Raw genomic sequence first — 25,788 nt, 5'->3', positions numbered from 1 at the left:
CAAATGAAAGACGGGTGCCATCAGGCCATCGCCGCTGTCAGCTACTACAAAACAGAACGGACGATTGATTTTAACCGGCAAACCTATACAAAAAAGCATAATCAAATGTACCTGTACAACGATAAAATTTTAACGGCAAGCCGCCAGTATCGCCTTGAGCACGTCCACGATGTATCATACAGACCTTTTTCCGAGGCCGGTTTGCTTTACCTCCATACGAACCAAGGGGTATTTGCTTATGAAGTGGATGCGGACCCCGGGTATTTCATAGAGGCTTTTAAAAAACAGAAAAATCCAATTAAATAAATTACAATATATATGAAGTTTTTAGCAGTAAATGCTAGAATGAAGGTTGGGAATTTTGCAAGGAAAGGAACATACGGCTACCGGCCTGTTAGGGCGATTGACCTTGTTGACTTACCGGGCTAATGTCACTTGGCGGTGTTTATATGTCACTGCTATGCTTGATGAAAGAACGTCCGCTTAGGCTGCAAGTGTATGTTTGAGCAAAAGATTTTAAGCGTCTTTTTCCAATTTTCTTTAACATAACGAGTCCTTGACGTTCCCAGTATATCTCAATACATAGATGGTTAACTTAATTAGAGAAGTAGAGAGGACAGGACAGCTTAATGAAAAAGAAGACACAGAATACGGTTCAAAAGATCGTAGAAGCCGGATATCATCTGTTCGCCCAAAATGGATATTCGGCAACCTCTGTAGATGAAATTATGAAAGAAGCCGGATTTTCTAAAGCTACGTTTTATTTGTATTTCAAGTCAAAGGAGATGCTGTTTCTCCATATTATGAATGAGCAAATGGAAGATCGCTTTCAAACCAGCATGAATTGTTTTCGAAAAAAGACGCTGAGGGGATTGCTCGCAGGGATTGAACACTTGATTCAAACATCAAATAAAGAGCATTCGACAGCTTTGTTTTTGGAATTTATGGCAAATAGTCATAGATATCCTGAGATTCAAAGAAAAGTAGCCCTTCTGTATGAGCAGTGGAGAGAGTTTTTTGTCGAACTGATCGAGCAGCTTCAGGAAGAAGGCATCGTTCAAAAACAGCTCAATCCGAAGGTGATGGCCACCACGCTGATTGCAATCTTTAACGGATACAACCATCAACACCACGCGGATCCCTCGATTAATAAACAGGAACAGCTTCAGTCCATTATTTTCTTGCTGAATCCGAAGCTGCATCTCCAGATAAAAGACAAACTATTTCATGTATGACAAGACTTCTGAAACAGCCGGCGCTGCCGACCTTGAGTCGGCGGTTTTTTGTGTTAGATCCGAATCCTGCTTCGGCAATGGAAATGCATCCGTTTAACAATTCTGTCTCATCTGTTTTAACTCGTAATAACATAAACCGTTTTAAAAAGTTGACAACAGCAAATCGTTATTATACAATTTTCTCGAATTCGAGATAATTAAAAAGGATGAATACCGTGGGCAGTCAGGAAATGGAGAGATACGAAGAGGAGTTGTCTTTAAAGGCATTTATTGTGTTGTCTCGTGCACTGCAATCGATTAAAAAGCGTGTGGAAGAGGATATTAAATGTTTAGGACTAAACCCAACTGAGTTTGCTGTTCTAGAATTAGTCTATAGTAAAGGCGATCAGCCGATCCAAAAAATAGGCGAAAAAGTATTAATCGCAAGCAGCAGCATTACCTATGTTGTAGATAAGTTGGAGAAGAAAAAGTTAATAGAGAGAAGGCCTTGTCCTAAAGATCGCCGTATAACATACGCTGCTTTAACGAATGAAGGAACTGCACTGATGAACAATCTTTTTCCAAAACATAAAACAGCTATGAAAGGCATTTTCGGCGGCTTAGACATAAAAGAAAAAGAAGTTCTAATTGAAAAGTTAAAAAAACTTGGCTTCCATGCCCAAAGCATGTAAATTTTTTTATGATAATATCTCGAATTCGAAATATATGAATTCATGATAATGAGAAATAAATATTGAACTGGGTATTCTATTTCTGAACAGGAGCTTCATGACATAACAAGATCCTGGGCTCATCGGCAGTCATCATCGTTAGCAAGCAACAGAAATCTACGAAGGTTGAAAACTGCCCGGAGTCCTATAAAGAAAAAGGCAGGGATGCTTGTCCATTGATTTTGATCTTTTAAAGAAGGAAAAAATAAAAAGCAGAAAAACCACGGGGATTTAGAAAACCTGTAAATGAATTTGTAACGTATTTCTCATCATAAAGCTATGTTTCATGAAAGAGGAGTGAAGTGGAATGAAAAAGAAAACAAGCGGAATCCATCACATTACAGCGATTGTCGGCCATCCGCAAGAGAACGTGGATTTTTACGCTGGCGTTCTTGGTTTACGTTTAGTGAAAAAAACCGTTAATTTTGATGATCCGGGAACATACCACCTCTATTTTGGCAATGAAGGCGGGAAACCGGGAACGATTATTACATTCTTTCCTTGGGCAGGTGCCCGGCGAGGAGTCATTGGAGATGGTCAAGTGGGAGTGACTTCTTACGTCGTTCCTAAAGGCGCAATGGCTTTTTGGGAAAACAGATTAGCAAAATTCAATGTGCCTTATACAAAAATGAACCGTTTTGGAGAGGAATACTTGGAGTTCGATGATCCTCATGGTCTTCATCTGGAAATTGTCGAAAGAGAACAAGGGGAAAAGAACAGCTGGAAAGTAGGGGAAATAACACCGGACAATGCAATCAAAGGATTTGGTGGAGCAACACTGTTATCCAAACAACCCGAAAAAACGGCTGAATTATTAGAAAAGGTCATGGGACTTGAAAAAGTTGGAGAAGAAGGAGATTTTGTACGTTTTCGTTCTGCTGGTGACATAGGAAATATGATTGATTTGAAATTAACAACTATAGGAAGCGGACAAATGGGGACGGGTACAGTTCACCATATTGCCTGGAGAGCCATTGATGACAATGATCAATTGGAATGGCAAAAATATGTTGCGGAAAACGGATACCGTGTTACACCTGTGCAAGACAGAAATTATTTTAACGCGATTTATTTCAGAGAACACGGGGAAATCTTATTTGAAATTGCAACAGATCCACCAGGATTCGCCCATGATGAATCATATGAAACAATGGGAGAACAGTTAATGCTGCCGGCCCAGTATGAACACTACAGAGAGCAGTTAGAAAGAAGATTAATTCCTGTAACAGTGAAGGCGCTGGATTAATTTTTGTAAGGAAGTGATTCGATGCTGTCCATTGATCCCAATACAAAAACAGAAAGAGAGAACTACAAGTTTTTAATCGGGAGTATTATACCGAGACCTGTTGCATTTGTTACAAGTTTATCAGAGGAGGGTGTCTTAAACGGAGCTCCTTTTAGCTACTTTAATATTGTATCTTCAAATCCTCCGATGATCTCCCTTTCTATTCAACGTTTTGAAGGGAGCCAAAAGGATACAGCGAGAAACATTTTGAACAGCAAAGAATTTGTGGTCCATATCGTTGATGAACAAAACGTTGAAAAAATGAATTTAACGGCCGCCAGCCTACCACCAAGTCAAAGTGAAGTTCAGTTAGCGGAGTTAACCCCCGTTGAAAGTATGAAAGTCTCGGTGCCGGGCGTGATAGAAGCAAAAGTGCGTATGGAATGTGTTCTGGAGTATTCATTAGAGTTGGGAGATAAGCACTCTGACGGATGCGATTTTATGATAGGCAGAGTCGTTCAATATCATATCGAAAGCGGCATCTATGAAAATGGAAAAATCGATCCAAGAGGCCTCGGCGCCATCAGTCGTTTAGCCGGGCATGATTACGCAAAGATTGGCGAAATCTTCACCAGAAAAAGACCGAAGTAATATAACCATCCATAATATCTCCAAATTGAGATTTATTAAATTGAAATGTTTTAAGTTTATTCTAGCAAGGAATAATAATGGCAGCGAAACACTTCAAGGGGGTGGTTCTTAAAAGGTTTGCCGAAAAGAAAACAAAAAAGCAGGTGTGAAAACATGGGATTTTTAGACAAACTATTTAGAAAATCAAAGGAGCTGGATCATATGTCAAATGTAAAATTAGCTGTAGTTTTTTATAGTATGGGCGGAACAAACTATCAATTAGCCAAATGGGCTGCAGAAGGTGCAGAAGAAGCAGGTGCTGAAGTCAGAGTTTTAAAAGTACAAGAATTGGCTCCGCAATCAGCCATTGAGGGAAATGAAGTGTGGAAATCCACTGTTGATGCAACAAAGGACATTCCAGTCGTATCCTCAGAAGATATAGAGTGGGCAGATGCTATTATATTCAGTACACCAACACGCTTTGGCAATATGGCATCCCAAATGAAACAGTTTCTTGATACACAAGGCGGACTTTGGGCAAACGGAAAGACAGTAAATAAGGTTGTAAGCGCAATGTCCTCCGCTCAAAATCCACATGGTGGTCAAGAAGCAACAATTTTGTCCTTATATACTTCAATGATGCACTGGGGAGCTATTATTGCTTCTCCGGGATACACTGATCCTGTCCTCTTCGGGGCTGGCGGAAATCCATATGGAACGAGTGTTACAGTCGATCAAAACGGGAAGATGATTGAAGACGTGGAAGCTGCAGTGAAACATCAAGCTAAACGCACAGTGACAGTAGCTGAATGGGTTAAAAAGGGCAATCAACAATAATTGAAATTTAATATTTTTAAAAGAGCCAATCATTTGGCTCTTTTTTTAGTATGTGCCCAGCTGATAGTTGGTTCGGCATGCCGCTTCGTCTTCATTTGACTGCGACCACGCCATGATATACGCGGCATAAAGAGTAAGATATCCGACATATCCTTTAACGATGCCATTGATTTCGCAATTGCAATGATAAAATTTTTTCTATTACATTTTAAAAAAATGAAACTTTAAGTTCATATGAACGTAAACATAAGTGAAATGATTTTATTTAGTCATACGATCAATCAACAAATGCAAAAGGGGTGAAACAAAAGTGAAAGTCATGATTGGTTCGATCATATTGCTATCCATTATAGGGTTTGGCGTATGGCTTATGTTAAGCCCGCTTTTTAAAAAAGTCGGAAGCGGGGCGAGCAAAATAAAGAAAACGCTGGAGGATGACAAAGATGAATGAAAAACAACCAAAGAAGAATAAAAACAAAACGCTGCTCGGCGGAATCATTGTCGCTGTTGCTTTAATTATCGGAGGATTCACGGCTTCCTTGTTCATCGAGAAAATTCCGAACGGATATGTCGGCGTCGTTTATTCTCCGAATGGCGGGGTGAAATCGGAAACGCTTGATCAAGGCTGGCATTTAGTCGGACTGTTTGACAAAGTCACAAGATATCCGGTGCGGATGCAGACTGTAAACAATCAGGATATTCAAGTGGCTACTTCTGATGGCAAAAACATCTCAATGGACATCGCCTACAACTATGTCGTTCAGCCTGATAAAGTCGTAGAATTGTTTAATAAATTCGGAGCGGTCGATATTGAATCAATCGAAAACAGCTACTTGAAAACAAGGCTGTGGGACGCTGCAAGAAAGTCGATTTCCAAATACTCCGTCATTGATACATACGGACAAAAATCATCTGATGCCGCCGCAGAAATCCAAAAAACATTTGCAGATGATATGAAGGGGCTCGGCTTTGTCATTGACGATTTAACACTCGGTGTGCCAAAGCCTGATAAAGCGACCCAGGAAGCGATTGACGCGCGCGTGAAGTCTTCGCAGGAACTGGAAAGAACGCAGACAGAGCTGAAGATCGCCGAAGCGGAAGCGAAAAAGAAAAAGATCGAAGCCCAAGGTATTGCCGAGTATAATGAAATTATTAAAAAATCGATGTCAGATGAAATGATCAAGTATCAATGGATCCAAAAATGGGACGGAAAAATGCCTAAAGCGACAGGATCGAATTCCCTGATCCAGATTCCGACCGATGAAAAAGGAAAATAAAATGAAAAAATCCCTTGCTAAGGGATTTTTTTCGTCTCGGTCGCCCGTATATAATAGTGTTAACAATCGCTTCTGGACAGGGGGGAAGATGATGTTTGCTCCGGATGCCATTCTCCGTACGTGGAGAAGATTCGACGCTTTTCCGATGGAAACGCTGACAAAGGCATGGTTTTATCATCAGGGAGGGGATCAGAAACAGCGGAACGTCTCAATGATGAAGGAACACCACCAAGAGTACGGCATTGCCGGCAATTGCTTTGACCTTTCGATTTGGCTGCTGGACGAGTTTACAAAAGACGGAGTGGAAGCTTTTCCGATCGGCCGTTCGTTCAAAACAGAACGCGCGCATGCCGCAGTCATCGCGCTTGATGAAAGAGGACGGCGCTTTTTATGTGATCTGGGAGATCAATGGCTGCAGCCGATTCTGATCGACTGCGAATGTGAAGATTATACCAGTGAAAAGCTGGACGGTTTTTTCCCGGCAGCACAAATTCAAGTCAAGCCGACAACCGGCGGAGTTAAGGTCCTTTACCATCGGCCGAACGGAAAGGTGTCAACTCAAGTCTACTCTACAGACCCTGTTGACATGTCCGTTTTTTGGGAGGCGGCTGAATGCTCGCAAGCGGCATTGAAGCCTTCGCCATTACTGGAATGCAGAATTCAGTTTCAACATGAAATCGCGCTTTGGGAATTCAGCGGCTGGGACATATATCTTAGCACGAGCAAAGGATTATACAGAGAAGCGAAGCCGGACACAATTGAAGGCTGGACTGAGAAAATCCATGATGTCACCGGATACGATAAAAATGTTATCAAGAAAGCGTTGGAGATTTATCAAACCCGCGCATGATCTTAAATCTTGAAAAAAACTCATTTTATACATATCATGTGGAAAGAGGAGAGGATAAGATGAGCCATTATGACCAGCAATACAATGCAATCATTCAAAAAATTATTGAATCAGGGATCTCCGATGAAGAATATCAGGTCCGGACGAAGTGGGATTCAGACGGAACGCCGGCTCATACGCTGAGCATCATGAGCGAAAAAATGCGGTTTGACAATTCGGAAGTGCCGATTTTGACGACGAAGAAGGTGGCGTGGAAAACGGCCATCAAAGAGCTGCTTTGGATCTGGCAGCTGAAATCCAATGATGTTCAAGTTTTGAACGATATGGGGGTTCATATTTGGGATCAATGGCGGCTTGAAGACGGCACAATCGGAGCAGCCTACGGCTATCAATTAGCGAAGAAAAACAGAACGGTTAACGGGCAGAAAGCCGATCAAGTGGATTATTTGCTCCATCAGTTAAAGCATAATCCGTCTTCACGCAGGCATTTGACCATGCTGTGGAATCCCGATGACTTGGACGGCATGGCCTTGACGCCCTGCGTCTATGAGACGCAATGGTATGTGAAAGAAGGAAAGCTCTCTTTGGAAGTAAGAGCGAGAAGCAATGACATGGCGCTTGGCAACCCGTTCAATGTGTTCCAATATAACGTCTTGCAGCGCATGATCGCCCAAGTCCTCGGTTATGAGCTGGGCGAATACATCTTCAATATCGGCGACTGTCACATCTATACCCGTCACATCGATAATTTAAACATTCAGATGAAACGCGAGCAATATGAAGCGCCGAAGCTGTGGATCAACCCGGACATCAAAAACTTTTATGACTTTACAATCGATGATTTTAAATTAATTGACTATAAGCACGGCGACAAGCTGACATTTGAAGTTGCCGTATAAACAGGCGGATTTTCCGCCTGTTTTTTTGTTGTGTGAATGAATCATTTTTAAAAAATACAACGATGAAAAAATTTGCATATCCGGCAGCCGCATGTTTCCTTACGGCAGCCGTGTATACGTTTAGAGCGGACGCAAAAAGTACATGCAGTTTTTCACGGGTATGACCCGAGCATTTAACTTACGTTTATTTACACAATCTAAACGTCTTTTTCACAAAGAGCCCGAAAAGCAAAAACAATTCTCTCTTAATCTGTTAGTGACACCAGCATATACAAGAGGAGGTTGTTTTTGTCATGATCAAAAAATGGGCGGTTCATCTGCTGTTTTCCGCATTGGTGCTGCTTGGGCTTTCGGGAGGGGCTGCATATTCTCCTCAGCATGCCGAAGGCGCTGCAAGGTATGATGACGTATTGTATTTTCCGGCATCGCGCTATCCTGAAACAGGTGCTCATATAAGCGATGCGATCAAAGCGGGCCATTCAGATGTCTGCACAATTGAAAGATCTGGAGCGGATAAGCGCCGTCAGGAATCATTAAAGGGGATTCCGACTAAGCCGGGCTTTGACCGTGACGAATGGCCGATGGCCATGTGTGAAGAAGGGGGAAAAGGAGCGTCGGTCAGATATGTCAGCTCATCGGATAACCGCGGAGCCGGCTCCTGGGTCGGGAACAGGCTGAGCGATTACGCTGACGGGACGAGAATTTTGTTTATCGTTCGATAAAAGGGAGACAACGATAAATGTTTCCTCAAGGAAACATTTTTGTTGACAGGAAAACTTGTTTGGGGGATAATGGTAATGTAAGCATATGATCAATCCCTCTGTTTCAGGCTCGCATCCTTCATTTCCGTATGGATGTGAGCCTGTTTTTTCGTGCGAAAAAAAACCGCCGACCGGCGGTTTTGCTGATGAGTCCGTTTTTTAATGAACCGTGCGGAATACGCCAATGACTTTTCCGAGAATCGTCACATTCTGGAGGATGATCGGTTCCATCGTCGGGTTTTCCGGCTGAAGGCGGATATGGGTTTCTTCCTTGAAAAACCGCTTAACAGTCGCTTCGTCGTCTTCGGTCATCGCAACGACGATATCTCCGTTGTTTGCGGTGTTCTGCTGTTTGACTATCACATAATCCTGATCAAGAATTCCGGCATCGATCATGCTTTCGCCCATGATCTCCAGCATAAAGACATGCTCATCCGGCGGCGCCAGGCGGTCTGGAAGCGGAAAGTATTCCTCAATGTTTTCGACTGCGGTAATCGGCGTACCGGCCGTCACCTTTCCGATGACCGGGACATTGACAACCTGGTTTTTTGGAATGTGAATTTCTTCCTCTGTATCGAGAATTTCGATCGCTCTCGGCTTCGTCGGATCCCTTCTGATCAATCCCTTCGTTTCAAGCCTTGCCAAGTGGCCGTGTACCGTTGAACTTGACGCCAGGCCGACCGCTTCTCCGATCTCCCTGACGGAAGGCGGATAGCCTTTGCGTTTCACTTCTTCTTTAATGAAACGCAAAATATCAAGTTGTCTTTTTGATAGCTTCGTCATTTTTTGCACCTCAAAACGTCGATTTTAGCTAGATTATAGCATGTTTTTCCTTTGAGTACAAACATAGGTTCGAAAAAAACGATTGACAGAAACATTTGTTCGTATGTATACTGAAATCATAAAACCGAACAAACATTCTGGGGTGATGGATATGAAAAGAGAATCATTGATTTTTGTCAGTCTGTTTACTGCTGTGATCAGCTGCTGTATTCTGTTTGTGTCTTTTGCCGGTAAAATCGAAGAAAGAAAGCAATATGTTAAAATAGAAGTGCAGGAAGGCGATACATTGTGGGAGCTGGCCGACCGGATCAAAGGCGGAAAACCCGCTGACAAACAAAAATTCATCGAATGGGTCGCCGATAAAAACAATCTGCCGACCTCCGTTATTAAACCGGGCGATGTTTTGGTCCTGCCGGTAGCCAAACAGCACTCCGATCAATATCAGCTTGCAGTTGTAGAATAAATGATTGAGGGGATTTCCATGAATGCGATTATTTACACCAGGGTAAGCACTGCGAAGGAGCAGCAGGAAACCTCATTAAAACGGCAGGCTGAAGAGCTCCAGTCGCTTGCCGCCGAGCACGGGATGAACGTCGTGAACGTCATTTCCGAACAGGCGAGCGGATATGAGATGGACCGCGACGGCGTCTTCGATCTGCTCGAGGAAATCAAAACATCAGACATTGACGCAGTTTTAATACAGGATGATACGCGACTTGGAAGAGGGAATGCCAAAATTGCCCTTCTTCACTGTTTATATAAAGAAGGCGTTCAAATCTACACGCTGGCTCACCGGGGAAAACTTGAGCTTTCCGAAGCGGATTCGATGGTTTTGGAGATTGTCGGCATTGTCGAAGAATACCAGCGGAAAATACATAACCTGAAAATTAAGCGGGGAATGAAGAAGGCGGTCGAAAACGGCTACCGCCCGGAGAGGAATCTGAAACACCGCAATGAAGGCGGCGGGAGAGAGCGGATCGAAGCGCCTCTTTCAGAAATCGTCAGGCTCAGGGAGAACAAGCTGACGTTTGCGGAGATTGCAGCCGTGTTGAGAGGGTTCGGATACAGCATTTCAAAAGCAACCGTTCACCGCCGCTACCAGGAGTATAAGGACGGCCTTGCAGACTAATCTGTTGTCAAACGAAAGCGGATTTAGTAGTATGATGGATATATACCGAATCAAAGGAGTATCTTATGATTTCTAATGAAAAAATAGCCAGAATTAACGAGCTTGCCAAAAAAGCAAAGAGCGGATCTTTAACAGACGAAGAAAAAGCAGAACAGCAGAAGCTTCGCCAGGAATATCTTCAAGGCGTCCGCGCGTCTATGAAAAACACGTTGAAAACTGTGACGATTGTTGATCCTGAAGGTAATGATGTGACGCCTGAAAAGCTCAAACAGGAAAAAAGAAACCGCCGATTGCATTAATTTGGGGAATACGCCGATATCGTATTCCCTTTTTGTATATACTACAATTTAAAATGAAGGCAAAGATTCGTCATTTTTCACTGCTTTTGAGCTGAAATGGTTGTGAAAACCGATGGGTAGATTTATGATAAGAAAGTAGAGTCCATACAGGAAGGGGATCATAATGAAAACGATTGAATTAAAATCTGTCGCAACAATACGAACACTCTCCATAGACGCGATTGAAAAAGCTAAATCCGGTCACCCCGGCATGCCGATGGGGACTGCTCCGATGGCTTATGCGCTTTGGACAAAAATGATGAATGTCAGCCCTGAAAATCCGAATTGGTTTAACAGGGACCGTTTTGTGCTGTCCGCCGGACACGGATCAATGCTTCTGTACAGCATGCTTCACTTAAGCGGGTATGACGTTTCAATTGAAGACCTCAAGAATTTCCGCCAATGGGGAAGCAAAACGCCTGGACATCCGGAATTCGGACATACTCCTGGTGTAGATGCGACGACAGGCCCGCTTGGCCAAGGAATCGGAATGGCTGTCGGAATGGCGCTTGCTGAACGTCACCTTGCGGAAACTTACAACCGTGACGACTATCGCGTCGTTGATCATTATACATACAGCATTTGCGGTGACGGAGACTTGATGGAGGGAATTTCATCGGAAGCGGCTTCGCTTGCGGGACATTTGAAACTCGGCCGTCTCATCGTGCTTTATGATTCAAATGATATTTCGCTTGACGGTGAATTAAACCGCTCATTCTCTGAAAATGTGAAGCAGCGTTTTGAAGCGATGAATTGGGAAGTGCTTTATGTTGAAGACGGCAATAATATTGCCGAGATTACGGCGGCCGTCGAGAAAGCGAAACAAAATGAAAAGCAGCCTACATTAATTGAAGTGAAAACAACGATCGGTTTCGGCTCTCCAAACCGCGCGGGAACATCCGGCGTTCACGGTGCTCCGCTTGGCTCAGAAGAGGCGAAATTAACGAAGGAAGCGTATGAGTGGACATACGAAGAAGATTTTCATGTCCCTTCTGAAGTGTACGAACACTTTAACGAAACAGTGAAAGAAGCGGGCAAGAAAAAAGAGGCGGAATGGAACGAGCTGTTCTCCGCATACAAGAAAGCCCACCCGGAACTTGCCGAAGAGCTTGAACTTGCGATGAAGGGCGAGCTTCCTGAAGGTTGGGATCAGAAAGTACCTGCGTATGAGAAAGGAAGCAGCCTTGCTTCGCGTGCATCCTCTGGGGAAGTATTAAACGGAATCGCACAACAAGTGCCGTTCTTCTTTGGCGGATCCGCTGACTTGGCCGGCTCCAACAAAACGACAATCAAAAACGGCGGAGATTTTTCAGCGAGAGATTACGCCGGCAGAAATATTTGGTTCGGTGTACGTGAATTTGCGATGGGAGCAGCTTTGAACGGAATGGCTCTCCACGGTGGCCTTCGCGTATTCGGCGGAACGTTCTTCGTTTTCTCCGACTATCTGAGACCTGCGATCCGTCTTGCGGCATTAATGGGGCTTCCTGTCACATATGTGTTTACACATGACAGCATTGCCGTCGGAGAAGACGGACCGACTCATGAGCCGATTGAACAGCTGGCATCACTTCGTGCGCTGCCGAACTTGTCCGTCATCAGACCTGCAGACGGAAATGAAACAGCAGCAGCCTGGAAACTGGCGCTTCAATCAAAAAATCAGCCGACTGCGCTTGTGTTGACACGTCAAAACTTGCCGACAATCGATCAGTCTCCTGAAGCAGCTTATGAAGGCGTTGAAAAAGGTGGATATGTCGTTTCGAAAAGCCAAAACGAAAAACCGCAAGCGATCTTGCTTGCGAGCGGATCTGAAGTTGGCCTTGCGCTTGACGCACAAAGCGAGCTGAAAAAAGAAGGCATTGACGTATCCGTTGTCAGCGTTCCGTCTTGGGATCGTTTCGACAAGCAGCCGGCCGAATATAAAAACGCTGTTCTTCCAACTGATGTGACAAAGCGTCTCGCAATTGAAATGGGATCACCGCTCGGATGGGAGAGATATACCGGCACTGACGGGGACATTCTCGGAATCGACCATTTCGGTGCTTCAGCTCCCGGCGAAACGATCATGAAAGAATACGGTTTTACGCCTGCGAATGTAGTTGACCGGGTGAAAAAACTGTTAAATCGCTAATCGGGCATATGAAAGAGAATGATCTGCGGATCATTCTCTTTTTTTCATTTCGACAAAATTAGTCGCTTCTTTTATCATCATCAGACAATTATTTCTAACCCCCTTTTGTATAATAGAAAGCATATATTCTTCGATACAGGGGGATGAGACAGTGATGGAACGCCATTATTATACGTATTTGATAGAAGAGGAATTTGCCAGCCATTATTTTGGAAGAGAGTCTGTCATGTTCAAGCTGTTTTACGATTATCATTGGACGAGCCCCGATCAAAAGTCTCCATTAGCCGCCAAGCAGATCGAGTTCATTACAAAACCGATTCCCGCAGCCCATATACACAAAAGAATGAAAATGAACCTCTGCCGGGAAGACTATACACAAGTTGACTATGTATACAGATTGATTGTTCCAAAAGGAAGCGCTTCTTTTATTATCAAAGACCGACATATTGAGATTTTGGCGAAGGGTCCATTCGATGCCGAAACGGTATTCTTTGAGGTTTTGCGGAAAGTAAGTCCGTGTTTCCTTGCGATGGATTTTAATATGAAACGTTACGGCTGGCTGAACCCTGTGAAAGAAAGAAATTTTGTATAAAAAAAAGAATTTGGACTGTAAATGTTGTATAATAGCGTTTGGTTTAGTACACTTTATACGAGACAACATGAAGGAGGAAATTAAATGGATTTATGGGTTGTCATCCTAGTGGGCGTTTTAGCTTTGCTCGCAGGTGTTGCACTCGGATTTTTTATTGCTCGTAAATATATGATGAACTATTTGAAAAAAAATCCGCCAATTAATGAACAAATGCTGCGCATGATGATGATGCAGATGGGTATGAAACCATCCCAGAAGAAAATTAATCAAATGATGAAAGCCATGGAAAATCAAACGAAATAATACGAATGCGATTATGACATAGAAGGAACATGGTTATAAAATAAAAAACCCGCTTCCGGGTTTTTTATTTTGATCTATGATTATTGTGTATGTCCGAGAGATAGTTTTTGGTATTCCAAAAGAAGGATATCCAGCTGCTGGCTGTGCTGAATGGTGATATGTGAAGTCATGCCGTTTGTCATGACGATTTTTAGCAGCTCTTTTCTTTTTTCCTCAATTTCATGAAGCAGATTTTCTTTCATCACAGGAATTTATCCTTTCTTCTGTAAAAATCATCTTTTTGTTGCCTACTAAATGTTATTATATCCATATATAGGTTCCTTTTCAATTCTGAAGGTGATAAGGGTAAATTGTCAAAATTGATTATATAAAGAAATTCGTGAAATCAACATCCTTTTTTGTGATATGTTAGGAAATTGAAATGTAATTGTCATATCAAATGATTTTCTTTCATAGTATTCCAAAAAATAGAAGGGAGAAAGAGATGGCTGATATCAACTATATTCTCGCTTTCGGTGCAGGGTTTCTATCGTTTATTTCGCCATGCTGCCTGCCGCTGTATCCCGCTTTTTTATCATATATTACAGGTGTCAGCATGAGTGAAATCCATTCTGACAGACTTATGTTTCAAAAAAGGAGCCTGATACATACGATCTTTTTCCTGATTGGCTTTTCGATGATCTTTGTGGCTCTCGGCTACAGCACATCGCTTGTCGGGTCCTTTTTTAAGGATTATCATCAGCTCATCAGGCAGCTTGGCGCGGTATTCATCATCTTTTTTGGATTTGTCACACTGGGGGTTTTTAAGCCTGAATTTTTAATGAAAGAAAGGCGCCTCCATTTTAAAAACAGGCCCGGCGGCCTGCTCGGTTCTGTCGGAATCGGAATGGCATTTGCCGCCGGCTGGACGCCCTGCACCGGTCCGATTCTTGCAGCGGTCATCACACTCGCCGGAACGAACCCGATGTCGGCCGTACCTTATATGGTGCTTTATGCGCTCGGATTCAGCCTGCCGTTTCTGCTCCTGTCTTTTTTCATGACAAAGATGAAATGGCTTCGGAAGCATCAGCTCATCATCATGAAGATCGGCGGAATTGCAATGATTGCAGTCGGAATCCTGCTGTTCTTTGACTGGATGACGAAAATCATTATCGTACTGTCAGGCCTGTTCGGCGATTTCAGAGGCTTTTAGATACCTGGCTAAGGACCGCCTTGGTTTTTTGTTATAATAGGACTTATTCACAGCAAAATTGAATAATGATGTTGGAGGGGAGTATGACAAGGGTTTTAATTGTTGATGATGCAAAATTTATGAGAGATAAAATCAGAGAAATACTTGAAACAGAAGACTTGCAAGTCGCGGGTGAAGCCGGGAACGGGGAAGAAGCTGTTTTGCTTTATCAAGAGCTGCAGCCGGACTTGGTTATCATGGATATTACAATGCCTGTGAAAAACGGGATTGAAGCTTTAAAGGACATGATCCAGCTGAACCCGAAGGTGAAAGTGATCATGTGTACGGCCATGCGGCAAAAGCGAATCGTTGTTGAAGCGATCGAAGCCGGAGCCAAGGACTTTATCGTCAAGCCTTTCGAGGAGACGAAAGTCGTCGAAGCGATTCGCCACGTGCTCGGAAATCCTTGCAGCTGAAAAACCTGAACATGGTTTTTTTCTTCGTTTTGGAGTATAGTAACAAGTAGAGAAATTAGCTTTAGAAAAAGGGATGATATGTATGATGATCGTCGTTTCATCTATACTTGCCGTCGTGATGGCCGTCATTGTCATGGCTGTCAGAATCAAGTCATCTGAAAAACCGGCTACGGCCAAAAAAATTATACTGCCTCCGATTTTTATGAGCACCGGTGCTCTCATGTTTTTATTTCCGATGTTCCACGTGACCGGTGCCGAATTTTTGGAAGCTCTCACAGTGGGCATGATCTTTTCTATTTTCTTAATTAAAACCTCAAAATTTGAAATCCGCGATGATAAAATCTATATTAAACGCTCCAAATCGTTTGTGTTTATTTTAATTGCGCTGCTCGTCATCCGGATCGCGATGAAGAGCATATTAAGCACAACGATCGATTACGGCGCACTGAGCGGAATGTTTTGGATTCTGGCTTTCGGGATGATCGTTCCTTGGCGGATTGCCATGTTTTTATCGTTCATAAAGCTTTCAAGCCAGATTGAAGCGTCAAATCACATACAGGTCAATTAAAACAAAACCTTTCCTTCTTTCAGGAAAGGTTTTGTTTATTTAAAAAGCTCTTGATAGGAAGAGTGATCAATGTTCTTTTCTTTTAAACGCTTTACGAGGAACTTATGGTCTTTTTTCGGTGTGGCCATAATATAGCCTCTGACGATTAAATCCCGGTCGATTGCACCTGCTTTTTCCTTTAATGCGAGTTCTCCGATCTTTCCGGCGATTTTCGCTTTTGCTACATCGCGAAACAGTTCGGGTACGGGAGAAACTAATTCTTCAAGCAGTTCTTTTTCTTCTTCATTCCACAAATGCCTTGTCTGTTCAATATAATAATCCTGCCAGTCCAGCTCAGATTTCCCATCTTCTTTAGGCAGCCTTTTTAAAAATTTGCGAAACATGAAAAAACCGCCGATTGACAAGAGGACGATCATGATGACGATCCAAGCGAGCATCAGCCATAAAAACCATCCTTCCAGCATCTCTCATCACTCCTTTGTCTATAACCTATTTTACATGAAGGCGTTTTAGAAGAACATAGAAAAAATAATATAAAATGGGACACCGGCCTGATCAAAAGAGGTGCTAGAACATAATCTATTGTATAGCAATTCCCTAATCGGCCATAGAGAATTGCTAGCGGATATTTGACGAACGAACGGAAAAAAAACCCGGATGGCAAAGTGTTTTACGCGCTGTCCGGGTTCTGCTTGTTGTGCATGTATGATATAAAAGGAATATGAAATGAAAGCGAAACTTCATCTTGGCTTGCTTCCTTATTGATTTTAACTGCAAGAATGCTGTTCTCGCATTCCGCTTCGATCTGTTTGTCATTCAAAAAGAAAGGAAGCATCAGCGATTTTTCGTAATGCTGTTCATCGGTTTTAACCGCAAGCTTGAAATCGTAGCCGGAAAACGTCATGTCAAGGTGCCGGGCATTCAAGCGGCTTAAATCTGCTTCGATTATATATTCAGTGCTCGTTTCATAAAGGTCGATCGGAAAAGTCTCATCATAGAGGAGAAAAGGGTCGTCAACAAACTGTTTCATCCATTCTTTATCAAAATCTGCGGAATCGAAACGTTTTGTATTTGTCATTTGATCATTCCTCCATACCTAGCCTTACCGTTAGATTATGCACAGCTGTGAATTCATGTGAAGGAGGCGATTCGAAGGGGGTTGCATCGCCAGAGAGGTAAGTAAAAAACCGCGCCGTGAAAGACGCGGAAAATGTTACATATCGTGACTGGAATTATGTTTTTGTCTCGTATGGTTCCGGTTTTTAACTTTTTTGCTTCCGCTCAAAGGCTCTGGCTGCCCAGGCTGAGCTCCTTTCGGTGCGTTTTTGCGCATATCTTTGCCGTCGTTTTTATTTGTCAATGTCTTAACCTCCTAAGCCATTCATGAAGGATTTTTAGGATTTATTGATTGGTCTTCCGTTTTTTGTTGTTTTGGCGTTCCGCCTCAGTGAGAATATGCTGGTCATCTTCAATATATCCCGCGCCGTTTCCTTGGCGTTTAGCATTGTTCATTCCATTGATGACATGATTTGCTTTTCGTTTGGCCAATTTCGATCACCTCAGACTGTAGTATAGCCTTAGCGGGTGTATTGTATAAAAAAATGTATTTCCAGTAAAATAAACTTTTTTCCTTATATAAGGCATTCTTATTGAATTTAATAAAAACATTGATATTTACTTATGTTTAAAATTGTTTTAAGATTAAATTGTGAGAAAATTGTGGTGAAATATGCCGATTTTTCTGGCGTATGATCTTGATCTTTAAAGGGGGATTTTGGAGAAATGGCGAATCAGCAACAAGTCGCAAAAAAAGACGCTTTTCAATCAAGAAAAACGTTTACAGTACAAGGCAAAACGTACAGCTATTATTCTTTAAAAGCATTAGAGGATCAAGGAATCGGAAACGTATCAAAACTTCCTTATTCCATTAAAGTTTTGCTCGAATCCGTTCTTCGTCAAGTAGACGGGAGAGTCATTACAAAGGAACACGTTGAAAACTTGGCAAAATGGGGCACTGCCGAATTAAAGGATATTGACGTTCCTTTCAAACCATCCCGCGTTATTTTGCAGGACTTTACCGGCGTTCCAGCCGTTGTAGACCTTGCTTCATTAAGAAAAGCGATGGCTTCAGTCGGCGGAGATCCGGATAAAATCAATCCTGAAATACCGGTAGACCTTGTCATCGACCACTCCGTACAAGTTGACAAAGCGGGTACGGAAGATGCATTGACAATTAATATGGACCTTGAATTCCAACGAAATGCAGAGCGTTACAAATTTTTAAGCTGGGCTAAGAAAGCGTTTAATAACTATCAGGCTGTTCCCCCTGCTACAGGTATTGTTCACCAGGTGAACCTTGAGTATTTGGCAAACGTTGTCCATGCTGTGGAAGAAGACGGCGAGATTGTCGCTTATCCTGACACGCTTGTCGGTACTGACTCCCATACAACGATGATCAACGGAATCGGCGTTCTCGGCTGGGGCGTCGGCGGAATTGAAGCTGAAGCGGGCATGCTCGGCCAGCCTTCATATTTCCCTGTACCTGAAGTAATCGGAGCGAAGCTTGTCGGAAAGCTGCCGAACGGCACGACGGCGACGGACTTGGCGCTTAAAGTAACACAGGTGCTGCGTGAAAAAGGCGTGGTCGGAAAGTTCGTCGAATTCTTCGGACCGGGTGTTGCAGAACTTCCGCTTGCAGACCGTGCGACAATCGCAAATATGGCTCCTGAATACGGCGCGACTTGCGGTTTCTTCCCTGTTGATGAGGAAGCATTGGAATACATGCGTTTAACAGGCCGTGATGAAGAACATATCAATGTGGTGAAAGAATATTGCCGTCAAAACGGATTGTTCTACACGCCTGATCAGGAAGATCCCGTATTTACCGATATCGTTGAAATTGACTTGTCAAAAGTTGAAGCGAATCTTTCAGGTCCGAAGCGTCCTCAGGATCTCATTCCGCTGACTGACATGAAAGAGACATTCCACAAGCATTTGGCAAGCCCTGCAGGGAACCAGGGATTCGGTTTAAACGCGAGTGAGGCTGACAAAGAAATCAAATTTAAGCTTGAAAACGGCGAAGAAGCCGTCATGAAAACGGGTGCGATTGCGATTGCGGCGATCACCAGCTGCACAAATACATCAAACCCTTATGTCTTAATCGGTGCGGGCCTTGTCGCTAAAAAAGCGGTTGAACTGGGATTGAAAGTACCGAACTATGTGAAAACATCCCTGGCTCCGGGTTCAAAAGTCGTAACAGGCTACTTAGTCAATTCAGGCCTGCTTCCATATATGCGCGAGCTTGGATTTAACATCGTCGGATACGGCTGTACGACATGTATCGGGAACTCCGGACCGCTTGCGCCTGAAATCGAAAAAGCGGTTGCCGAAAACGACCTGCTGATTACGTCTGTCCTTTCCGGAAACCGTAACTTTGAAGGCCGGATTCATCCGCTTGTCAAAGGAAACTACCTGGCGTCTCCGCCGCTTGTCGTAGCCTATGCATTGGCGGGCACGGTAGATATTGACCTGAAAAACGAACCGATCGGCGTCGGAAAAGACGGTCAAAACGTATACTTCAACGATATTTGGCCGACGATGGACGAAATCAACTCCGTCGTGAAGCAAACCGTTACTCCTGAGTTGTTCAGAAAAGAATATGAGCGCGTGTTTGATGACAATGAACGCTGGAATGCGATTGAAACAACGGATGAAGCCCTGTATAAATGGGATGAAGAATCCACTTACATTCAAAACCCGCCGTTCTTTGAAAACATGTCAGTTGAGCCTGGTACGGTTGAACCGCTTAAAGGCTTGCGCATTGTCGGTAAATTCGGAGATTCTGTCACGACAGACCATATTTCTCCTGCGGGAGCGATCGGCAAAGACACGCCAGCCGGAAAATATCTGCAGGAAAAAGGCGTTTCTCCTAGAGACTTCAATTCATATGGTTCAAGACGCGGAAACCATGAAGTCATGATGAGGGGAACATTCGCCAACATCAGAATCAAAAACCAGATCGCTCCGGGTACAGAAGGCGGTTATACAACGTATTGGCCGACCGGAGAAGTAATGTCCATCTACGATGCCTGCATGAAGTATAAAGAAGACGGCACAGGTCTGGTCGTCATTGCCGGAAAAGACTACGGAATGGGTTCTTCCCGCGACTGGGCGGCAAAAGGAACAAATCTGCTCGGCATCAAAACCGTCATTGCAGAAAGCTTTGAAAGAATTCACAGAAGCAACCTTGTGCTGATGGGCGTTCTTCCGCTTCAATTTAAAGAGGGAGAAAACGCTGAAACGCTCGGTTTGACCGGGAAAGAAACGATTGAAGTTGACGTGAGTGAGACGGTTCGCCCGCGGGATCTCGTTCGAGTCAAAGCGATTGCCGAAGACGGCACAGTCAAGTCGTTTGAAGCTGTTGTACGCTTTGACAGCGAAGTAGAAATCGATTATTACCGTCACGGCGGAATCCTGCAAATGGTGCTCCGCAATAAAATGAAACAGTAATTGAATGAGGAGAGAAAGCCTTTAGCTTTCTCTTCTTTTTTCAGCGTGATCCTGAATTGGAGGATGCCGATGATGAAAAAATTGCTGGCTGCCGCGTTTCTTTTCGTTTTGGCCGGTCTTGCGGTATGGAACTTCACAGGGCAAAAGGAAGCCGAAATCGGCATTGCGAAAGGAGACAAGGCGCCTGATTTTACGCTTCCGTCTTTAAAGGATGGAAACGATGTATCTTTATCAGACTTTAAAGGAAAAAAAGTGCTGTTAAATTTTTGGGCCACCTGGTGTAAACCGTGTGAAATAGAAATGCCTGCAATGGAAGAACTCCAAAACGAAAATCAGGACATTGCCGTTTTGGCCGTCAACTTTACCTCTTCCGAGAAAAACGAAGAGTCGGTCAAAACGTTTGCCGAAAGGCACGGTTTACATTTCCCTATCGTCTTAGATCGCACGGGCATCAATGCGAAATACGAGATTTTTTCGTATCCGACAACATTTATTATTGATGAAAACGGAATGATTCAAGATATCGTCCTTGGGACGATGTCGAAAAAGAATATGGAAGAAAAGCTGGGATTATAAAAAATCCCGGCTTTTTTGCTTATATCGCCCAAAAAATGGTGAAAATGAAAACAAGCTGGAGGTGATTCAACATGAAAAAAACGAAAAGGCGGACATTTGAAGAACTTGTCTTGGAAAACAAAAAGGAGCTCATGACCAACCAGGAGTTTCTTGATCGGCTGGAAGATAAGCTTGAAGAGAAATTTAAGCTGAAGTGACTTTTTAAAAATCGATTCATGTTTACGCTCCTTTTTGAGAATCCTAATGCTGAAAAGGAGGGATAGACATGCCGAGGGAACATGACAAACAGTCTAAATTTGCCCCGAGCCATCTTGGGACAAAACCGGTAGAATATAAGCGCAACAAAGGAAAAAAGATGCATGATAAATCAGGAGAAACGCCGATCATTATGCAGACAAAAGGCGAGTAAAGAAGAAAAGGAGGCAGAGACCCGCATGACACACCAAAAACATCATCCGGATGACAGATCAGACAACGTGGAGAAGCTTCAAGACATGGTGCAGAACACAATCGAAAATATCGAGGAGTCTGAGGAGCAGCTGTCTTTTGCCAACCAGGCGGAACAGGAGCAGATCCGCGAAAAAAATCAACGCCGAAATGAGAGCATTGAGGCGATGCGCAATGAAATCCATGACGAGGCGGAAGACCGCGAAAACGGATATCATCAATAAACCAGGGCGACCTGGTTTTTTTGCATGAAGCCGTCTGTCGTGTTTTTGCCCATTCTATATGCTAAGATTGGATTATATATATTGTGAAAAGGGAGTAGAGGAATTTGTACGTCTCAAAAAAAGAAATAGAAGTCCGCTATGCCGAAACAGACCAAATGGGGGTCGTCTATCACGCCAATTATTTGATTTGGATGGAGGTTGGACGGACGGCTTTAATTAAAGAACTCGGCTTCTCTTACGCCGAAATGGAGAAAGACGGCATCCTGTCGCCTGTCGTGGATATCAATGTCCGCTACGTCAAACCTCTTCGCTACGGTGAAACCGCGACGGTACATACATGGATTGAAGAATATAATGGCTTTAAAACGGTATATGGGTATGAAATCTTCAATTCCGCTGGTGAAACCGCTGTGAAGGCCACATCGTCCCATATTTGCGTTGACGGGGACAGCTTCAAACCGGTTCAGTTCCGTAAGCTTTATCCAAAGTGGCATGAAGCTTATGAAGAGGCCAAAAAGTAATGGCATTCGGTATTAAAAGAAACGAGCTGAACGAATGGAAGCGCGCCGTTTTAAACGGCGAAGTTGCGTTCCTCACGCATTACTGGCTCGATGACAGGTATCCGGATGTCAATACCGTGACAAAAGCCGGATGCGGCAACATTGATAAGCTTGCAGAGTGGGGCAAACAGTACGGACTGAAAAAAGAGTGGATCCATAAAAGAAGCAAATTTCCTCACTTTGATTTATTGGGAGAGAAGCAGATCGAGATTTTAAAACAAGAAAAGCTCTCAAGCCATATCAAGCGTTTCAGGCTCGAATAATCCGGTGTTTTAGAGATACCCGGACACCCTTGAAACAAGCAAGCATTGTCCTTGCTTGTTTCATCCTGATGAGCAAACATTGAAGGAGAAAAAGTCGGAACGATATCTTTAGTTTCAATGATGTCGTACCTTAGTGTTTTTCATGCCTTGATAAGGCCGCAGTCATTTTATTTTTCGTGAAAAAGTCCCTAAAACAAGAAGTTTTAGGGAGCAGAGTAAGCGTCTCATTGACTTTGATTGTTTAATTTGTGCATGATGTCCTGATCTATTTGCTTCTCGCTTGCTTTTTCTTTGCTGGATATGATTTCCCTTCTGTCTTCCCAATGAATAATATAATACTGACCTTTCTGCATTTTTTCCTGAGAAGAGAGTTTTAGGTTTTTGGGTTTTCCATCTTTATCATAACCCGTAACATCATAGTTATAATTTATATATGTGTATCCATCACTTGTTTTTTCTTTAACGACTTTTGGATCTGTTGTAATTTTGACGTAATAATCTTCCGTTGAATAATATCCGGAATATAAAAAGTAGCCCCCGGCCAAAATCATCAGTCCTACCGTTAAAATCCCTAAAAACCATTTCATCTTTTATCACCTCGAACCCATCATATATAAAACCTCCAAACGAAACCATTGATTTATCTTACATATTCCTTTCACTGTTGTAAGCATTTAAAGTCCAAGCGCACCAAAAAAACAGCTACTTGAAGCAGGGAGAAGCATTGAGAAAAAAGAACCTGTTCACCATTAGATCTGATAAGGGTAAATTGAGGCTTTAGCATTTGAGAAAATCACTTTTCAGTTGTGGCTTGTTGCAGATAAAAGAAGGGGAGGTTTTTGCGAAATAGGGGGAAAATCGTTTTCCATTCTATCAATCGCTGTTATGCTGACTATTAAAAATATATTTGAAGCATCAGTGCAGTGAAATTATATTTTCCAAGCAAAAAGACACCTTTTTGGTGAAGATGTCCTTCGAAAATACCCATCATAATCAATTGAGACTGCCATTTTTTAATCAATGAAAAAATTAAATGCGGTCAAAAGGATAGAAATACCCAATATAGTTCCCACGACAATGCTATGCCGTTTACGATTCATCACCACAACAGCGATATATTCACGGATCATGGCGTTCGGCCAATAATAAAAAGCGGTCTTTGAACCGATGCCATCGCTTTTCAAGCCTGCTCGTTTTGCATATAGGCTGGCACGGAACAGATGGAAATTGTTTGTTGTGAAGATGCTGTTATATTTGCCGTCTGTTAATGAGTCCATCAGTTGTTTGGAGAAAAGCATATTTTGATATGTATTTACAGAACGGTCTTCTTTCAAAGTGTGCTCTCCAGGTATCCCTTTTTTTATAGCATATCTTTGCATAGCTTCGGCTTCAGAAAGATTTTCATCAGGTCCTTGCCCGCCGGAGAAAATGATTTTAGGCGGAGAAGCAACAGCTGTCTGTTTCAAATAAAAATCGACAGCCTTATTGATCCTGCTTGCTAAAAGCGGGGGTACTGTATCGTTAATTAATCCACTCCCGAGAACGATGATGTAATCCTGATTAAGCTTCGGTCTGTTAAATTGATATAGAAAATAAGCTGTTAAGAAATTTGTTAAATGAAAAAAGAAATAGATCGTAATAAGCGATGATTCCGCAAACAATGGCTGAACATTTGGCGATAAAAAACGAGCGGGGTCAATCACGGATAATAGGAAAAATATGATAATGCCTAACCCGGAAATTAAAGTCAAACAATTAGACAATCGCCGTCCTTCTCTTTTGATAAGAATTCTCGCATTCAGAAATAACCCGATCATTAAAGCAAATAGACCAAACGTTAGGATAAAGAAAAAGATCAGCAGCGGTACAATGACGAACAGTCTGAAAAAACCGATTCCGACAACGTATGCCAGATAGTAGGATAGAACAAGAAATGAACAAAAAAATAGATTGAATAAAAAACCGTTGATGATCCTTCTTCGGTCCGTTAAATAAAAGATCAGAAAAACAGCTAGCAAAATAAAGGTTTTCACACCGTAAACCATGTCAAACACCTCGATCTCAATGACTCTGTATAATATGGGAAAATCCTTGCCGGTTTATTTTAGACGAACTGCATTTTAGATATACAGAATCTATACTCACTCGGTTATTCGGGAGGTGTACGCAGCGTACGGTGTGCAGCTGCCGCACACTCAGGCGAGCCAGTCTATGTGTTGGAAGGCTTTTTTCGGTACTTTAATTAAGATGAAAAATAAAAAAACTTGCAGAAAAACAAGAGTTTCTCTGCAAGCTTTATAAAATGCTCTTTTTTACTGATATTCAAAAACAGGCTCTTCCGAAGATTCGTTATAGGTGACAAGCAGATCATGGCCGTCGAAATACCATACATCGCTTTCTTCAACGAAAAACGTAATGCCGTCTTTTTCCGCGCTCACACCGATTTGCTGCGGCTCATCTTTTGAAACCCCAAGGGAGAAGCCTTTTTGAACATTGCTGCAGCCTCCGTAACGGACAAAGAAGCGAACCTGATCTCCTTCTTTTAAATCAAGCTCGTCCTTATACCATTTAAGCGCCTCTTCATTAATTTTCAAATTCACGGGCAAGCACTCCTTCATCATTTGTTTCAAAGCATGCTGAATCTATTTATAGTATATAACGATTTTGTCCGATCATGAAAATATAATGTTTTTCGGATAGGCTCATTTTTTGCCGGACATCCACTTGATTTTGGGCTCGGTTTTATCCATAATGCGTTTAATGTTCGTCCTGTGTCTGTATACGACAAACGCCGTTAGAAAGGCGACGACTGCCACCAATAAAAGATCTTTCGTAAACAGGCTGTAAACCGTTGTATACAAGCCGGTTAAAATGGAAGAAAGCGATACATATTTTGTGATATACAAAAACAGAAAGAACACCGCAATCATTGTGAGAAACAGAAAAGGCTGATAGCAAAGCAATACGCCTCCGGAAGTAGCGACAGCTTTTCCGCCTTTAAATTTGGCGAACACAGGGAACATATGCCCGATGACTGCGGCTACACCGGCCAACAAAGGGTGTACGCCGATGTGGAGGATGGTGGGCAGAAAGGCGGCGAGCGTCCCTTTCAAAATATCCGCAGCCACCACGATGGAGCCGGCTTTCACCCCAAGTGTCCGGAATGCATTGGTGGCGCCAAGATTGCCGCTGCCGTGTTCCCTGATGTCGATTCCTTTGGCGGCCTTTCCGACAATTAAGCCGGACGGAATGCTGCCGAGTAGATAGGCTAAAACAAATAATAAAGCAATTAACATT

General features: G+C 42.9%; 37 protein-coding genes. 27 read left to right on the top strand and 10 right to left on the bottom strand.

Annotated features, from left to right (window positions below; all coding sequences use genetic code 11):
* The first annotated feature begins 3 nt into the window (after positions 1-3).
* The 11 genes from M1E06_RS11625 to M1E06_RS11575 all read left to right on the top strand — a co-directional run bounded on the left by M1E06_RS11625 (position 4) and on the right by M1E06_RS11575 (position 8,385).
* Positions 4-306 carry a hypothetical protein gene (locus M1E06_RS11625; RefSeq protein ID WP_020451581.1) on the top strand — a complete coding sequence of 101 codons (303 nt, stop codon included), beginning with the start codon at positions 4-6 and terminating at the stop codon, positions 304-306.
* A 323-nt stretch (positions 307-629) separates the two neighbouring features.
* Entirely contained in the window at positions 630-1,235 is a 606-nt protein-coding gene (locus M1E06_RS11620) for a TetR/AcrR family transcriptional regulator (RefSeq protein WP_020451582.1), read from the top strand.
* Positions 1,236-1,450: 215 nt separating this feature from the next.
* Positions 1,451-1,906, top strand: a complete 456-nt coding sequence (locus tag M1E06_RS11615) for a MarR family winged helix-turn-helix transcriptional regulator (RefSeq protein ID WP_020451583.1) — start codon at positions 1,451-1,453, stop codon at positions 1,904-1,906.
* A 346-nt stretch (positions 1,907-2,252) separates the two neighbouring features.
* Positions 2,253-3,191, top strand: a complete 939-nt coding sequence (locus tag M1E06_RS11610) for a ring-cleaving dioxygenase (RefSeq protein ID WP_020451584.1) — start codon at positions 2,253-2,255, stop codon at positions 3,189-3,191.
* A 21-nt stretch (positions 3,192-3,212) separates the two neighbouring features.
* Positions 3,213-3,821 carry a flavin reductase family protein gene (locus M1E06_RS11605; RefSeq protein WP_020451585.1) on the top strand — a complete coding sequence of 203 codons (609 nt, stop codon included), beginning with the start codon at positions 3,213-3,215 and terminating at the stop codon, positions 3,819-3,821.
* 201 nt (positions 3,822-4,022) lie between these two features.
* Entirely contained in the window at positions 4,023-4,637 is a 615-nt protein-coding gene (gene wrbA, locus M1E06_RS11600; RefSeq protein ID WP_020451586.1) for an NAD(P)H:quinone oxidoreductase, read from the top strand.
* Between the two features lie 310 nt (positions 4,638-4,947).
* Positions 4,948-5,088: a hypothetical protein gene (locus M1E06_RS11595; RefSeq protein WP_023857597.1), complete on the top strand. Its 141-nt coding sequence runs from the start codon at positions 4,948-4,950 to the stop codon at positions 5,086-5,088.
* A complete protein-coding gene (locus tag M1E06_RS11590) occupies positions 5,081-5,914 on the top strand; it encodes a prohibitin family protein (RefSeq protein WP_020451587.1) in 834 nt (277 codons plus the stop codon). The genes M1E06_RS11595 and M1E06_RS11590 overlap by 8 nt, the downstream gene beginning before the upstream one ends.
* Positions 5,915-6,002: 88 nt before the next feature.
* Positions 6,003-6,764, top strand: a complete 762-nt coding sequence (locus M1E06_RS11585) for a hypothetical protein (RefSeq protein WP_041817207.1) — start codon at positions 6,003-6,005, stop codon at positions 6,762-6,764.
* Between the two features lie 59 nt (positions 6,765-6,823).
* Positions 6,824-7,663: a thymidylate synthase gene (locus M1E06_RS11580; RefSeq protein ID WP_026579651.1), complete on the top strand. Its 840-nt coding sequence runs from the start codon at positions 6,824-6,826 to the stop codon at positions 7,661-7,663.
* Positions 7,664-7,956: 293 nt separating this feature from the next.
* On the top strand, positions 7,957-8,385 hold the full coding sequence (locus M1E06_RS11575; protein WP_020451590.1) for a NucA/NucB deoxyribonuclease domain-containing protein: 429 nt from the start codon (positions 7,957-7,959) through the stop codon (positions 8,383-8,385).
* A gap of 198 nt (positions 8,386-8,583) precedes the next feature.
* On the opposite strand, the gene lexA is transcribed toward M1E06_RS11575, so the two are convergent.
* Positions 8,584-9,207, bottom strand: coding sequence for a transcriptional repressor LexA (lexA, locus tag M1E06_RS11570; RefSeq protein WP_020451591.1), 624 nt, complete (start codon positions 9,205-9,207; stop codon positions 8,584-8,586).
* Between the two features lie 151 nt (positions 9,208-9,358).
* Here lexA and yneA point away from each other — a divergent pair, with 151 nt between their 5' ends.
* The 6 genes from yneA to M1E06_RS11540 all read left to right on the top strand — a co-directional run bounded on the left by yneA (position 9,359) and on the right by M1E06_RS11540 (position 13,697).
* On the top strand, positions 9,359-9,670 hold the full coding sequence (gene yneA, locus M1E06_RS11565; protein WP_020451592.1) for a cell division suppressor protein YneA: 312 nt from the start codon (positions 9,359-9,361) through the stop codon (positions 9,668-9,670).
* A gap of 18 nt (positions 9,671-9,688) precedes the next feature.
* A complete protein-coding gene (locus M1E06_RS11560) occupies positions 9,689-10,336 on the top strand; it encodes a YneB family resolvase-like protein (RefSeq protein WP_020451593.1) in 648 nt (215 codons plus the stop codon).
* A 65-nt stretch (positions 10,337-10,401) separates the two neighbouring features.
* Complete coding sequence (locus tag M1E06_RS11555) at positions 10,402-10,635, top strand: DUF896 domain-containing protein (protein ID WP_020451594.1); 234 nt, start codon at positions 10,402-10,404, stop codon at positions 10,633-10,635.
* A gap of 163 nt (positions 10,636-10,798) precedes the next feature.
* A complete protein-coding gene (tkt, locus tag M1E06_RS11550; RefSeq protein WP_020451595.1) occupies positions 10,799-12,802 on the top strand; it encodes a transketolase in 2,004 nt (667 codons plus the stop codon).
* A gap of 154 nt (positions 12,803-12,956) precedes the next feature.
* Positions 12,957-13,394 (top strand): sporulation inhibitor of replication protein SirA, encoded by a 438-nt coding sequence (gene sirA, locus M1E06_RS11545; protein WP_020451596.1) that lies wholly within the window; start codon positions 12,957-12,959, stop codon positions 13,392-13,394.
* A gap of 84 nt (positions 13,395-13,478) precedes the next feature.
* Entirely contained in the window at positions 13,479-13,697 is a 219-nt protein-coding gene (locus M1E06_RS11540) for a YneF family protein (protein ID WP_003182236.1), read from the top strand.
* A gap of 80 nt (positions 13,698-13,777) precedes the next feature.
* On the opposite strand, the gene M1E06_RS11535 is transcribed toward M1E06_RS11540, so the two are convergent.
* Positions 13,778-13,939, bottom strand: a complete 162-nt coding sequence (locus tag M1E06_RS11535) for an aspartyl-phosphate phosphatase Spo0E family protein (RefSeq protein ID WP_020451597.1) — start codon at positions 13,937-13,939, stop codon at positions 13,778-13,780.
* 242 nt (positions 13,940-14,181) lie between these two features.
* On the opposite strand from M1E06_RS11535, the gene M1E06_RS11530 reads away from it, so the two are divergent.
* The 3 genes from M1E06_RS11530 to M1E06_RS11520 all read left to right on the top strand — a co-directional run bounded on the left by M1E06_RS11530 (position 14,182) and on the right by M1E06_RS11520 (position 15,912).
* Entirely contained in the window at positions 14,182-14,889 is a 708-nt protein-coding gene (locus M1E06_RS11530) for a cytochrome c biogenesis protein CcdA (RefSeq protein ID WP_020451598.1), read from the top strand.
* Between the two features lie 83 nt (positions 14,890-14,972).
* Positions 14,973-15,344 carry a response regulator gene (locus tag M1E06_RS11525; protein WP_020451599.1) on the top strand — a complete coding sequence of 124 codons (372 nt, stop codon included), beginning with the start codon at positions 14,973-14,975 and terminating at the stop codon, positions 15,342-15,344.
* A 73-nt stretch (positions 15,345-15,417) separates the two neighbouring features.
* On the top strand, positions 15,418-15,912 hold the full coding sequence (locus M1E06_RS11520) for a CcdC family protein (protein ID WP_456270553.1): 495 nt from the start codon (positions 15,418-15,420) through the stop codon (positions 15,910-15,912).
* Between the two features lie 35 nt (positions 15,913-15,947).
* On the opposite strand, the gene M1E06_RS11515 is transcribed toward M1E06_RS11520, so the two are convergent.
* The 4 genes from M1E06_RS11515 to sspO form a co-directional block, all read right to left on the bottom strand.
* Positions 15,948-16,376: a DUF2621 family protein gene (locus tag M1E06_RS11515; RefSeq protein ID WP_020451601.1), complete on the bottom strand. Its 429-nt coding sequence runs from the start codon at positions 16,374-16,376 to the stop codon at positions 15,948-15,950.
* A gap of 206 nt (positions 16,377-16,582) precedes the next feature.
* On the bottom strand, positions 16,583-16,990 hold the full coding sequence (locus tag M1E06_RS11510; protein ID WP_020451602.1) for an Hsp20/alpha crystallin family protein: 408 nt from the start codon (positions 16,988-16,990) through the stop codon (positions 16,583-16,585).
* A 135-nt stretch (positions 16,991-17,125) separates the two neighbouring features.
* Positions 17,126-17,272 carry a small acid-soluble spore protein P gene (locus tag M1E06_RS11505; protein WP_003182250.1) on the bottom strand — a complete coding sequence of 49 codons (147 nt, stop codon included), beginning with the start codon at positions 17,270-17,272 and terminating at the stop codon, positions 17,126-17,128.
* 41 nt (positions 17,273-17,313) lie between these two features.
* Positions 17,314-17,460 carry a small acid-soluble spore protein O gene (sspO, locus tag M1E06_RS11500; protein WP_020451603.1) on the bottom strand — a complete coding sequence of 49 codons (147 nt, stop codon included), beginning with the start codon at positions 17,458-17,460 and terminating at the stop codon, positions 17,314-17,316.
* A gap of 234 nt (positions 17,461-17,694) precedes the next feature.
* Between sspO and acnA the strand changes: the two genes are divergently transcribed.
* The 7 genes from acnA (at position 17,695) to M1E06_RS11465 (ending at position 22,491) form a co-directional block, all read left to right on the top strand.
* The gene (gene acnA, locus M1E06_RS11495) at positions 17,695-20,421 is read left to right on the top strand and encodes an aconitate hydratase AcnA (protein WP_020451604.1); all 2,727 of its coding nucleotides are present in this window, start codon (positions 17,695-17,697) and stop codon (positions 20,419-20,421) included.
* Positions 20,422-20,490: 69 nt separating this feature from the next.
* The gene (locus tag M1E06_RS11490; RefSeq protein WP_020451605.1) at positions 20,491-20,997 is read left to right on the top strand and encodes a redoxin domain-containing protein; all 507 of its coding nucleotides are present in this window, start codon (positions 20,491-20,493) and stop codon (positions 20,995-20,997) included.
* A gap of 71 nt (positions 20,998-21,068) precedes the next feature.
* Positions 21,069-21,194: an FbpB family small basic protein gene (locus tag M1E06_RS11485; RefSeq protein WP_023857590.1), complete on the top strand. Its 126-nt coding sequence runs from the start codon at positions 21,069-21,071 to the stop codon at positions 21,192-21,194.
* A 68-nt stretch (positions 21,195-21,262) separates the two neighbouring features.
* Positions 21,263-21,406, top strand: a complete 144-nt coding sequence (locus tag M1E06_RS11480) for an acid-soluble spore protein N (protein ID WP_003182261.1) — start codon at positions 21,263-21,265, stop codon at positions 21,404-21,406.
* A 25-nt stretch (positions 21,407-21,431) separates the two neighbouring features.
* Positions 21,432-21,668, top strand: a complete 237-nt coding sequence (tlp, locus tag M1E06_RS11475; protein ID WP_023857589.1) for a small acid-soluble spore protein Tlp — start codon at positions 21,432-21,434, stop codon at positions 21,666-21,668.
* A gap of 104 nt (positions 21,669-21,772) precedes the next feature.
* Positions 21,773-22,189 (top strand): YbgC/FadM family acyl-CoA thioesterase, encoded by a 417-nt coding sequence (locus M1E06_RS11470; RefSeq protein WP_020451607.1) that lies wholly within the window; start codon positions 21,773-21,775, stop codon positions 22,187-22,189.
* Positions 22,189-22,491, top strand: coding sequence for a hypothetical protein (locus tag M1E06_RS11465; protein ID WP_020451608.1), 303 nt, complete (start codon positions 22,189-22,191; stop codon positions 22,489-22,491). Before M1E06_RS11470 ends, M1E06_RS11465 begins: the two co-directional genes overlap by 1 nt.
* Before the next feature lie 224 nt (positions 22,492-22,715).
* On the opposite strand, the gene M1E06_RS11460 is transcribed toward M1E06_RS11465, so the two are convergent.
* From M1E06_RS11460 to plsY, 4 genes are all read right to left on the bottom strand, one after another.
* The gene (locus M1E06_RS11460; protein WP_020451609.1) at positions 22,716-23,078 is read right to left on the bottom strand and encodes a YxeA family protein; all 363 of its coding nucleotides are present in this window, start codon (positions 23,076-23,078) and stop codon (positions 22,716-22,718) included.
* A 426-nt stretch (positions 23,079-23,504) separates the two neighbouring features.
* Positions 23,505-24,536: a YdcF family protein gene (locus tag M1E06_RS11455; RefSeq protein WP_020451610.1), complete on the bottom strand. Its 1,032-nt coding sequence runs from the start codon at positions 24,534-24,536 to the stop codon at positions 23,505-23,507.
* Positions 24,537-24,803: 267 nt separating this feature from the next.
* Positions 24,804-25,091 (bottom strand): HesB/YadR/YfhF family protein, encoded by a 288-nt coding sequence (locus tag M1E06_RS11450; RefSeq protein ID WP_020451611.1) that lies wholly within the window; start codon positions 25,089-25,091, stop codon positions 24,804-24,806.
* A 102-nt stretch (positions 25,092-25,193) separates the two neighbouring features.
* Positions 25,194-25,787: a glycerol-3-phosphate 1-O-acyltransferase PlsY gene (gene plsY, locus M1E06_RS11445; RefSeq protein ID WP_023857586.1), complete on the bottom strand. Its 594-nt coding sequence runs from the start codon at positions 25,785-25,787 to the stop codon at positions 25,194-25,196.
* Position 25,788 lies beyond the last annotated feature (1 nt).

Source organism: Bacillus sp. AK124 (assembly GCF_053903085.1).
The sequence above is the reverse complement of the archived record's forward strand: the minus strand, read 5'-3'. Positions and strand labels throughout refer to the sequence as shown.